At 38.4% G+C, this 10723-nt stretch carries 13 protein-coding genes and 1 riboswitch; of the genes, 9 read left to right on the top strand and 4 right to left on the bottom strand.

The genetic code is table 11. The features are described 5' to 3' along the window. The first annotated feature begins 159 nt into the window (after positions 1 to 159). The 5 genes from AC622_RS10720 to AC622_RS10700 all read left to right on the top strand — a co-directional run bounded on the left by AC622_RS10720 (position 160) and on the right by AC622_RS10700 (position 4230). Complete coding sequence (locus tag AC622_RS10720) at positions 160 to 1428, top strand: PTS sugar transporter subunit IIC (RefSeq protein WP_197089926.1); 1269 nt, start codon at positions 160 to 162, stop codon at positions 1426 to 1428. A 209-nt stretch (positions 1429 to 1637) separates the two neighbouring features. Further along, a complete protein-coding gene (locus AC622_RS10715; RefSeq protein WP_049671068.1) occupies positions 1638 to 2537 on the top strand; it encodes a DUF7916 family protein in 900 nt (299 codons plus the stop codon). Positions 2538 to 2648: 111 nt separating this feature from the next. Beyond that, positions 2649 to 2966, top strand: coding sequence for a PTS sugar transporter subunit IIB (locus tag AC622_RS10710; protein ID WP_331456707.1), 318 nt, complete (start codon positions 2649 to 2651; stop codon positions 2964 to 2966). A 64-nt stretch (positions 2967 to 3030) separates the two neighbouring features. After that, the gene (locus tag AC622_RS10705) at positions 3031 to 3345 is read left to right on the top strand and encodes a PTS lactose/cellobiose transporter subunit IIA (protein ID WP_197089925.1); all 315 of its coding nucleotides are present in this window, start codon (positions 3031 to 3033) and stop codon (positions 3343 to 3345) included. Positions 3346 to 3555: 210 nt separating this feature from the next. Further along, positions 3556 to 4230, top strand: coding sequence for a lysoplasmalogenase (locus AC622_RS10700; RefSeq protein WP_049671066.1), 675 nt, complete (start codon positions 3556 to 3558; stop codon positions 4228 to 4230). A gap of 545 nt (positions 4231 to 4775) precedes the next feature. Here AC622_RS10700 and AC622_RS10695 read toward each other — a convergent pair. Further along, entirely contained in the window at positions 4776 to 5963 is a 1188-nt protein-coding gene (locus AC622_RS10695) for an MFS transporter (RefSeq protein ID WP_049671065.1), read from the bottom strand. A 52-nt stretch (positions 5964 to 6015) separates the two neighbouring features. Then, positions 6016 to 6114: riboswitch (purine riboswitch) on the bottom strand. A gap of 121 nt (positions 6115 to 6235) precedes the next feature. Here AC622_RS10695 and AC622_RS10690 point away from each other — a divergent pair. The 3 genes from AC622_RS10690 to AC622_RS10680 all read left to right on the top strand — a co-directional run bounded on the left by AC622_RS10690 (position 6236) and on the right by AC622_RS10680 (position 8152). Then, positions 6236 to 6679: a PH domain-containing protein gene (locus AC622_RS10690; RefSeq protein WP_049671064.1), complete on the top strand. Its 444-nt coding sequence runs from the start codon at positions 6236 to 6238 to the stop codon at positions 6677 to 6679. A gap of 98 nt (positions 6680 to 6777) precedes the next feature. Then, a complete protein-coding gene (locus tag AC622_RS10685) occupies positions 6778 to 7653 on the top strand; it encodes a pentapeptide repeat-containing protein (protein ID WP_082197266.1) in 876 nt (291 codons plus the stop codon). Between the two features lie 22 nt (positions 7654 to 7675). After that, on the top strand, positions 7676 to 8152 hold the full coding sequence (locus AC622_RS10680; protein WP_049671063.1) for a GyrI-like domain-containing protein: 477 nt from the start codon (positions 7676 to 7678) through the stop codon (positions 8150 to 8152). A gap of 235 nt (positions 8153 to 8387) precedes the next feature. Here the strand turns inward: AC622_RS10680 and AC622_RS10675 are convergent, their stop codons facing one another. Next, positions 8388 to 8738 carry a hypothetical protein gene (locus AC622_RS10675; RefSeq protein ID WP_049671062.1) on the bottom strand — a complete coding sequence of 117 codons (351 nt, stop codon included), beginning with the start codon at positions 8736 to 8738 and terminating at the stop codon, positions 8388 to 8390. A 319-nt stretch (positions 8739 to 9057) separates the two neighbouring features. Beyond that, positions 9058 to 9594, bottom strand: coding sequence for an HAD-IIIA family hydrolase (locus tag AC622_RS10670; RefSeq protein WP_049672903.1), 537 nt, complete (start codon positions 9592 to 9594; stop codon positions 9058 to 9060). Between the two features lie 169 nt (positions 9595 to 9763). On the opposite strand from AC622_RS10670, the gene AC622_RS10665 reads away from it, so the two are divergent. Then, positions 9764 to 10219, top strand: a complete 456-nt coding sequence (locus tag AC622_RS10665) for a GNAT family N-acetyltransferase (RefSeq protein WP_049671061.1) — start codon at positions 9764 to 9766, stop codon at positions 10217 to 10219. A 59-nt stretch (positions 10220 to 10278) separates the two neighbouring features. On the opposite strand, the gene AC622_RS10660 is transcribed toward AC622_RS10665, so the two are convergent. Then, a complete protein-coding gene (locus AC622_RS10660; RefSeq protein ID WP_049671060.1) occupies positions 10279 to 10602 on the bottom strand; it encodes a DUF3784 domain-containing protein in 324 nt (107 codons plus the stop codon). Positions 10603 to 10723 lie beyond the last annotated feature (121 nt).

The raw sequence follows: 10723 nt of genomic DNA, 5'->3' as shown, positions 1-10723 counted from the left end.
TTAGGGAATTTATAGAATAATTAATAATAATTTATAATTAATTAGTTATACACTTCTACCTAAAGGAGGCAAAAACCGATTAAAAGCTGATAAGCTCCAGGATTGAAAGCGCTTTTATTGTTAATTCATTCCCATATTAAATTTTAGGAGGAAATAAAAGTGATCAGTGTGAATGAACTGTTGGAAAAGAAAATGATGCCCATTGCTGGAAAAATAGGTGGAAACAAGTTTCTGATTGCTATTCGGGATGGTATTACAATTGCAATGCCATTAATCATTATTGGCTCCCTTTTTATGATTATAGCTAGTTTCCCAGCCCCGGGTTGGGAAGCATGGTTAGGTGAAGTTGGAATTGCTGATTTTTTATGGAAAGGGACGGATAGTAGTTTCGGACTAATTGGTTTAATAGCCAGTTTCGGGATTGCTTATAGTTTAACGAGGCAATTTAATGTAGACGGAATTGGATCAGGCATCATTTCATTGTCTGCTTTTATTATTGCAACTCCGTTTATTTCATCCGAAGCAGGGGCTGGAATGCCAATCGCTTATATGGGTGCGAAAGGGTTGTTTATTGCAATTATTATGGGATTGCTTAATGGTTATATATATCAATGGTTCATTAATCGTAATATACAAATCAAACTTCCTGACAGTGTACCTCCAGCTGTCTCTAGAAGTTTCAGTGCGATTATTCCTGGAGCAGTCATTATAACTATGTGGTTAATTATTTATTCTATTCTTAGCACATTAGATTTACCCAATGTACATGACATTGCACAAGTAATCTTAGGAAAACCTTTGGGGTTATTAGGAAACAACGTCTTTGGTGCAATCATTGTTGTTGGTTTGAATAGTTTATTCTGGTTTGTTGGTATTCATGGGGGTAACGTAGTTAATTCAGTGATGCAGCCTATTTGGATCGCCAACTTAGATGAAAATCGTGTTGCTTATCAAGCTGGCCAAGAATTAAATAATATTATCACACTTTCATTCATGGATAACTTTGTCTATATTGGCGGTGGAGGAGCGACAATTGGCTTAGTTTTAGTTCTAGGATATTTAGCACGTAAAAAGAAAACAAGCAAACAAACAAAAGCGTTAGCACCGATAACTGTTGTACCTGGCTTGTTTAATATTAATGAACCGGCCATGTTCGGTATTCCGGTAGTTTTGAATGTTTTGTTATTTATTCCCTTTATCCTAGCACCAATGGTAAATGTAGTTGTCACTTATTTAGCAATGGCATCGGGAATCGTACCGCTTACTAGAGCTGCTGCCTCTTGGACGATGCCACCGATATTTAGTGGTTTTTTAGTCACAGGTAGTATAAGTGGTGCAATTTTGCAGGTTGTTTTAATAGTATTAGATATCCTGCTTTACTTACCATTTGTATTAGCTATCGAAAAACGTTTTAAATCGCAAGAATAAAAAGTATCTTTTGTTGAATGTTTATAGTTTATACGAAAGAATGAAAAACGGTGTTTGGCATAATAACATTACAGAAGTTTCTATAAAGATATAGACAAATATACCACTGAGCAAATTCAGATAACATATTTACGACTCCTAACTATTTATCTTAAGTGTATGATCAAAATAAGGTTTGGCAATAAAGACCGATGAAGGGAAGTATTACGATGAAAAAACGATTGATTAGCTCAAATGCATCAGAAATCTTGGCGATGAATGCATCAGAATTGAAGCAAAGTATTAAAGCGAGTGAAGGACGCGTTATTATGTCTGAAAATGTTGCAATTCGTGAGCCTTATATTGAGGATATTACCAATGCAGAAATTGCTCGTGCGTTCGGGGCAGACTTGATTCTCTTGAATGGTGTTGATGTGCTTTCACCACGGATTGAAGGACTGGATAATGAAGAGGGCTCTATCGTTAATGCGCTTCACAGATTGGTCGGCCGTCCAATTGGTGTCAATTTAGAGCCGGTGGACAATTCTGCGAATATGGCAGAAGAAAGATTAGTCATTTCAAAAGGTCGGCAGGCTAATCTAAAAACCATACAAGAAATAGAAAAATTAGGATTTGATTTTGTGTGTTTGACAGGTAATCCGGGCACTGGTGTCACAAATGAGCAAATTAAAACAACGATAAAGCTTACTAAAGAACATTTTTCTGGATTAATTATAGCTGGGAAAATGCATGGAGCAGGAGTAGATGAACCAGTTGCAGATGAAGAAGTAGTGAAAGGTTTTATAGATTCAGGTGCAGATATTATTTTAGTTCCAGCAGTAGGTACTGTTCCAGGCTTTGATGATGAGCAGATGAAGATTATTGTTAAAAGTGCTCATCAAAATGACGCCCTTGTTCTATCTGCTATTGGCACAAGCCAAGAAAGTGCTGATCAAGACACGATTAAACAAATTGCCATCCGTAATAAAATCTGCGGTGTGGATATTCAACATATCGGTGACGCGGGGTATGCCGGGCTTGCTCCTGTTGAAAATATATTCGCTATGAGCAAAGCTATCCGTGGTATTAGGCATACAGTTTCTATGGTTGCTCGCTCTATTAATAGGTAAGGGCTATATGAACATAATTTACTAAAGAGGCAAGTTACATGAATAGTAATACATTCCGCGTTCTATCATTTTAATCTAATGGTCACGAATTAAATAAAGGAGGAACAACTATTGAAAACGATTATGTTAGTATGTGCAGCGGGAATGAGTACTAGTTTGTTAGTAACAAAAATGCAAAAGTCAGCCGAAAAACAAGGAATTCAGGCTGATATATTTGCGATATCAGCACAAGAAATTGACATAATAATTGAACAGAAAAATGTAGACGTATTGTTATTAGGGCCTCAAGTCAAATATATGCAAAATCAAATTGAATCAAAACTAGCAGGAAGGAATATTCCTGTAGCAGCGATTAACATGCAAGATTACGGAATGATGAATGGTGAAAAGGTTCTTGATCAAGCGTTGCATTTAATTGAAAACAGGTAATAATCATAATCATGTTGGAGTTAAAATAGCAGTTAATAGAAGGAAAGAGGGGGCAACAATGTCATTGGAAACGAATGATTATTACACGGTGGCCTTTCAAATAATTAGTAATGTTGGTACAGCTAAAAGCTTAGTGATGGAAGCGCTTTATGCAGCGAAAGAGGGGAATTTTGACGCGGCGGAAGAAAAGTTGGCAGAATCAAAACACTTCTTTGTTGAGGGTCATAGAATGCATGCATCTTTAATTCAAAGAGAAGCTAATGGAGAAAAGCTTGAATTCTCGCTTATACTTATGCACGCAGAAGACCAGATAATGAGTGTAGATACAATTACAATGCTCGTTATAGAAATGATTGAAATATATAGGCGGTCAATCTAGAGATGAAGGTATGAAAGGGTTCCTTGAGCAGTTTTGCTGGCTCTCGGAACTCTTTTCTATTTAGGGAGAATCCGAGTCTAGTAAAATAGATGAGGATAGTGGAAAAATGATACAGAAATAAAGGTGTTCAAGCAAGTATGTAGAATACAAGATAGAGCTGATTTTGATTCAACTATGATACGAAAATAATTCGGTAGAAGGGAGACATTCATGAAGATTAAATTGCTTTCTCTTTTCATTTTTGTTATGAGCACTATTTATATCTTTCTCATCCCATCAGAGCCTTTTTGGCTGAAGATTTTGTTCAAGCTCATTCCGATGTGGCTGATCATCTATTTTGCCTTTATCCAGAGAACGGATCGTGTTCGGACAAATAAAGGGCTTATCCTCGCGGGTCTTGTCTTTTGCATGTTTGGAGATGGATTACTACATTGGTTTTTGATTGGGCTGAGCTGTTTTTTGATTGGGCATATTATTTATATTTTTGGCTTTCTGAAACGGTGGAGCTTTTCGGCGCTTCGCTTCTTATCCATCCTGCCGCTTCTCGCATTTGATTTTTTCATAGGGAATCTATTAGTTCAAGCACTTCAGGAATCAGGGAAGGATGATTTGATCATTCCAGTGATTTTCTATATTGGGGCGATTTCAATCATGGCTTGGGCTGCTTTTATGACCGGCAATCGGTTTGCCATCATCGGCAGCTTGCTCTTTGTCGTTTCTGATACCGTCTTATCATGGAATATGTTTGTATCGGACGTTCCTTACTCACATGTCCTTATTATGACTACCTATTATGCTGCTCAATATTGCATTGCCTCTAGTGTTAGACAAACAAGCAGTCTTGAAGGAGCAGGAGCTCATATAAAGGGGCCTAGGTATTCTTAGCCGCTTTAATGTTCAGATTGGGGTGATAATCATTAAAAAAAAGAATTTAGTCTTTTATTTGAGGATAGGGTTTTTTGTTGGATTAGGAATTGGTCTATTTGTCACATCTTTCTCTTCGATTGAGACAATAGGTGAGGGGATAACGACCACCAATACGAAAGAATTGTCAGAGTATGTGGTAATGGTATTGAGATGGGCTTTTGCAACTAGTCTAGTAAGTGGACTACTATTTCTGTTTCTAGGAGACATCTTGGAAAGAAAATAAATACATGAAAATTGTTAAGAGATTTTATGGAATTCACCATATGTGGCTGATGGGAAGATAGCGCTGGATACACTTGTATGCCCTTTGAAATGCATACGCCTATGACTGAAGCGTACAATGAGAGCCTATTTCAATAGTTGACTTGCCTGCGAAGTGGTGTGGTTTCTGGTTTTTATTTGTTCACTTCTAGATAGTATGATTTGCACAAGCCTATGTATCAGGACCATGATGATTAAAAAAAGAAGGAGTTCCTCCGGGGAACTCCTTTTTATCCTGCGCTTTAAGCGTTTGATTCGTGCAATTCTTTCACAGTTCTCTCCCTGACGACAGCCTTCCTCGTAATCGAGAACACCGCACAAGCGAGTGCGATCAGAACAACCGCGCTTCCGTACCAGGCCGTATGCGAAACGGAGCCTGTTTGGCTTAATACAATTCCGCCGAATCCAGATCCAATGGAGATGCCGACCTGTAAAGCAGAGTTATTGAAGCTTTGTTGAATATCGGATGTAGCCGGATCTGTTTGAATCAGATAGCTTTGCTGCGGAGGTGATAGGCTCCAGCTGAGTGCTCCCCAAATCAACATCACAGGGATGAAGACGAACATGGAGAATGTGGAGAACGGCAATAGGAACAGCACAACCGCAAATGAGACGATGAAGATAATGATGCTCTTTTGCGGGCCAATCGCGTCAGAGAGCGTGCCTCCCAATGCGCCGCCGCTTACCGCCGCAATTCCGAACAATAGATAGAAGATGCTGACCCAATTCGCATCTAAATGCATGACATCCTCAAGGAATGGGGTGAAGTACGCATAAATCGTGTAATGCCCCGCCAGCATGAACATCGTTGCCAAATGAGCAGTGCCGATTTTTGGACTGGCGACAGCCTTTAATTGCTGTGATAACGGAATCGATTTTTCTCCAGGAATACGTTCGAGGAAGATAGAAACGAGAATAAATGATCCCACTGAAAGAACGGCTATTCCAAGGAAAAGGATACGCCATCCGAATTGCTCTGAAATCAAGATGCCAAGCGGAACACCCATAACGAGCGATGAGCTGATTCCCATCGTTACAAGGCCAATTGCCTTTGCTCGGTGTGAAGGATGAACGACTTTAGCCGCGATAATCAAGGATAAGACCATGATTAAGGCCGTGCTCATCGCCGTTAAAACACGGGCAATCATCATAACCGTGTAGTTTGGACTGAAGTAGGTGATGATGTTTCCTAAGAAGAAGATAGCCATGGCGATGAGGTAGACTTTTTTACGCTCATATTTATTCGTCATGACCAATAAAACCGGTCCTGCAATCGCGTATATAAGGGCAAAGACGGTGATTAGCTGTCCAGCCGTGCTGATCGATACGTTTAAATCATTGGCGATGTTCGGAAGAATTCCGCCGATGATCAGTTCCACCAATCCAACTGCCACAGCGGATAAAGCTAATATAATGACTTTAAGATTCATATTGTGTAATCGTCCTTTCTGTACAAAATAAAAAAATCCTGACTACAAAAAATGAAAAAGGTTCATTTTCTGTAGTCAGGACTTTATGGTTCCTGGTAGAGACCCTCACGCCATATTCTGAGGTTATACAGGTTAAATTTATGTTGTTCATTTGTAGCACACTTTGAAAAGTTTACTAGCTTATCGATCATTTAGCAAGTATTATTTTTTAATATCGTATAATAAAGGTGAGGATATACAGTTTTAGATATAAAGGGAGGTAGGTATGCATAATGGTCTTTCGTTCTAAAGTGGATGCGTTTTTTGTGAACTTTATGGTTATTGTCGTCCTTGTTATCGCTTCCGTAACCATATTTCCCTTGTTCCTGGAGGAATTTCGTGATGATTTAGCTGGTAGTATCATATTGATCTTGGTATTTCTTTTGGTTATCGGTTTTCTATTATGGACGTGCTTTTCTGTACAGTATATTTTTCACCAAGACCATTTATTCATCAAGGGTGGACCATTCAAAAGCCGGATTCCATACGAGAAAATCATCAAGGTCGCCCCAACAAAAGCCATCTTTACTGGGTATCGAATCCTGTCCTCGAGAGATGCGATAGAAATCACTAATCAGACAACTGTTTTTGGCAGTATTAAAATTTCACCGAAAAATAAAGAGGCGTTTATCAGTGAACTTAAAAAACGAAATCCTGCTATAAGGATTGAAGAGTGAAGGAAGGCCCTAAGTCAGGGCTTTTTTGTTTAAGCTTTTCTTTTAGAAGGATTTCTGCCGTTCTCCCTCGAATACAAATACCATTGTATTTTGTATCTATGAAAATAAGAACGGATGTGAAGAATCATTTGCCCGAATATATAGTGAATGATCACAATCGAGAAACATTCAGTGCTGACTGCGGGAAGTGTTTTGGTTTATGTTGTGTAGCCTTATCCTTTGCGGCTTCCTCTGATTTTGCCTTTGATAAAGAGGAAGGGACGCCTTGCAGAAACCTCCAGAAAGACCATCGGTGTGGAATTCATAAAAACCTTAGGCTGAATGGCTTCAGGGGGTGCACAGTCTATGAATGCTTTGGGGCAGGGCAACATGTTTCTCAAGTGTTATACAAGGGCAATGACTGGCGGAAAAATAAAGCGACAGCTAAGGAAATGTTCGCTGTATTCCCCATCGTACAACAGCTTCACGAAATGCTTTATTACTTATCTGAGGCTCTTCATAGAGAGGATGCCCGCCCAATCTATCAGGAGTTAGAGCAAGCCGTTAAAGAAACCGAACAACTCACTCATTTAAGCCCCGAATCCATCTTATCTCTCTATCTCCCAGACACCCGGGAAAACGTGAATATTTTACTAAAACAAACAAGTGAACTAGTACGGACAAAAGGGAAGCATACGAAAAAACCTGGAAGAAAGAGAAAAAACATCAAAGGCCGCGATTTAATCGGGGCCAATTTAAGAGGCGCTAATCTAAGGGGAGCCCATTTAAGAGGGGCTATGCTCATTGCGGCTGATCTTCGAGAAGCTGATTTAAGAGAAGCAGACCTCATTGGCGCGGACTTAAGAGATGCTGACTTAAGAGGCTCTAATCTAATCGGAAGTCTTTTTCTTACACAAGTTCAAGTGAATTCAGCTAAGGGGAATAGGCATACGAAATTACCATCTGCACTAACAGCTCCTGAACATTGGCTGTGATGAATTGAATAGGGGGATGAACATGTCTGAAACAATCAATCAAAATATAACGGTTAAAGAGCTTGATGAATTAAGGTTAGTTGGTTTTCGAGTGTTGTGTTCAGGTGATCAATATATTGTTGAAATACCGAAAGCGTCATCCAGGTTAAGCAAGCGCATAGATGAAATTAAACAAGTAATGAATCCAAGGGAACAATTTGGCGCATTTATGGTGGAGAATGAAACAGCAGAGGAAGATGGGTACTGGGTTTGTGTGGAAGTAAAGGATTTTGAGGATATACCATCAGATATGGTGACCTTGACCATACCAGCTCAACGCTATGCCGTTATAGCTTATCATGGACCTAATCATCAAATAATGGACGCCTATCATGACTTACATCAGTGGATTGAAGAAAACAGCTATGTAAGGCGAAAGAATACTTGGCATATCGAAAAGTATCATGATTGGAGGGATGCGGAGGATTTAGATGTAGAGTTGTTTGATACGATTGAGTAAAAAATCTTTTTCAGTTTCAGGTCAAATCAGCGATTCCATATAGGTAATTTCTTTTAAGCTCCTTTAAGATAATGGCACTTCTTCCAACTATCATATAGGCTAATAGCTGTGAGTATACCTAGTCATATAGAATTGTATTGTATTAACTTAGTATGGCTACCTGCTATAGCATATTTGGAACGGACACTCTATCAGAATGTCCGTTATCCAAATATGGATTATTTCATTTTACTTCTTATACATTAGACTGAGTTGTTTCAGGCTGATTATTTCTTTCTTTCATTTCAGCTATAACAAAAGATCCCATACCTATAATGGTAAATAAAATAGCTATTGCAATATTAGCTGTAGCCAAACCAGCATTTATAATATAATTGTAGGCATCTCCGCCAACATATGCATTAACTGCTTCGTAATCCTCTGAAAATAACTCGTATTCATCATCACTTGAAGGATTTTCATAAGCATACATTTTGTACATCCCCATAATTAAAAAAATCAAAGCCAAGAATATCATTGCTACTCCAAAATACCTGATGAAAATTGGTGAAGAAACAGTTATCACCTCTCCATACTTATCTTCCAATTTAATTCCCCCCTGTAAGTTTTAATAAATTTGAACTATTTATTAATACATTTCTACTAATCTTTTATTAATCCTGCATAAATTAGTAGATATTTAGTCATGAAGTGCACAATATAATTGTTCAACAGTAATCAAGATAAATAATATTTATTAATTTTCCTTCTGGAACATATTCTACTAGATAGGCCTGACAAAATGTTTATCTTGTTAAATCATCATCTCTCAAATTATTCATTAGAATCTAACTGGATTCATATTATTGCTCTAATTTCTTCAGTTAGGAAAACAGCCACCTCCTGAAAGGAAGTGACTGCACTTGTTATTCAATTTTAAACTGACCATACAACCAATCGATTGCATCGGCTAAATTCTCAGCAACATAATCTAGTTCTACATCTTTTCGTTTTTCACCATGCTCATTTAATGAAGTAAGACCTGCTCCAGTTTTCACAAGTATTTTCTTGCAGTTTGCCGATGAGGCGGCCAGCATATCACTCCATCGATCACCAATCACCATGCAGTTTTCTAATGTTAGATTATGTTTTTCTGCGGCATGTAGCAGCATTCCTATGCCTGGCTTTCGGCAACGGCATCCTTCCGTGGGACTATGTGGACAGATGAAAACATCATCAAAGCCAAATCTGGTTAATTCTTCTGTGAAATCATGAATAGTCGCTTTCCCTTCAGAAATTCCAGGTTGATTCGTAAATGAAAATACGTTGATTCCATCACTCTTTAACTGGTGAATGAGTTTTTTGGAGAGAGGAAATAATTTGAATTCACCTGGATAATGTATCGTGTGGTCACCACCAATGGTTCCATCTCTGTCTATAAATATCGCTTCTATCTTTTGTATGTGACTCACAGAATTCCCCCTATATAACAAATATCTACAATACTCTTATATTCGGCTATATGTAAGGCAATTCCTCCTTCATTCATTCTGCCTGGCTAAAGTTATGGTATTTTATAAATACAAGCAAGGATTTATCAGGATGAAAAACAAGGGGTAAGGGGGTAATACCTTGATCAGATTAGAAAAAATGAAGTCAGATGAGTTTCAAAGATATCTCGAGTTTGCGATCAAAAACTATGCTGCCGAGCATGTTAAAGCTGGTAATTGGGATGAGTCAGATGCACTTAGCAGGGCCGCTTGGGAATATGAGAAGCTATTGCCAGAAGGGGAAAAGACAGGTAATCATCACTTATTCATGATTCGTGATGAAGAGCAAGAGGTGGGGATGATTTGGCTTGCTCAAAGGTCAGGTGATAAAGGATTTATCTATGACATACATATCTGGGAAGATCATCAAGGCCGTGGGTATGGCAAACAAGCGATGATGGAAATGGAATATGTGGCTAAGAATCTAGGCTTAAAGAGTGTAGGTCTCCACGTTTTTGGTCATAACCTGCAAGCCAGACATTTATATGAGAAATTAGGGTATATAGAGACGAGTGTTATTATGGAAAAGAAAATCTAATCCAAGTTTCCAGCATACAGCCAATGCTCCATGAGCAGGCTGTCTTTATTATGGAGTCATTAACCATTCTTTTTGAATCGGTTCCCTGTATTGGCGTACACCAATGCAAAAATAATAAGACCAATAAATAAAATGAGACCAAGGATAAATAAAGCTTGGGTGTCTAATAACTCACTCAAACCAAATAATAATAGACTAAAGCTAATCCCATACATCATTTTCCCCATAAACTTGCACATGGCAGCTTCATCGTATTTCGCCTTTTCACTGTCAGGCATTGTATTGTAACCTGCAAGTAATGATGCTCCTTTTCCCTTTGAGAGGACGATAGCCAAAATGAAGAATGGTAATGGAATAATAATCAGAAGAATAACTGCTTCCATACAAGCCGCCTCCTTTTTTCTCCCGCTTATACAATCTGAATTATCCTATTTATACGTTCGTCATGAATCAGAGGTTTCATTAACTGGATAAATACCACTCTGCGGATTGCCTTACGTATAA

Origin of the sequence: Bacillus sp. FJAT-27916 (genome assembly GCF_001183965.1) — a bacterium.
Lineage (GTDB): Bacteria > Bacillota > Bacilli > Bacillales > Pradoshiaceae > Pradoshia.
Note: the sequence above shows the minus strand (reverse complement) of the source record. Positions and strands in the feature narration are given on the sequence as shown.

Excerpts from the sequence above, each read along its gene's own strand:
- AC622_RS10715 (WP_049671068.1), top strand. The coding sequence starts at position 1,638 with ATGAAAAAACGATTGATTAGCTCAAATGCATCAGAAATCTTGGCGATG.
- AC622_RS10700 (WP_049671066.1), top strand. The coding sequence starts at position 3,556 with ATGAAGATTAAATTGCTTTCTCTTTTCATTTTTGTTATGAGCACTATT.
- AC622_RS10695 (WP_049671065.1), bottom strand. The coding sequence starts at position 5,963 with ATGAATCTTAAAGTCATTATATTAGCTTTATCCGCTGTGGCAGTTGGA.
- AC622_RS10690 (WP_049671064.1), top strand. The coding sequence starts at position 6,236 with ATGGTCTTTCGTTCTAAAGTGGATGCGTTTTTTGTGAACTTTATGGTT.
- AC622_RS10685 (WP_082197266.1), top strand. The coding sequence starts at position 6,778 with ATGAAAATAAGAACGGATGTGAAGAATCATTTGCCCGAATATATAGTG.
- AC622_RS10680 (WP_049671063.1), top strand. The coding sequence starts at position 7,676 with ATGTCTGAAACAATCAATCAAAATATAACGGTTAAAGAGCTTGATGAA.
- AC622_RS10660 (WP_049671060.1), bottom strand. The coding sequence starts at position 10,602 with ATGGAAGCAGTTATTCTTCTGATTATTATTCCATTACCATTCTTCATT.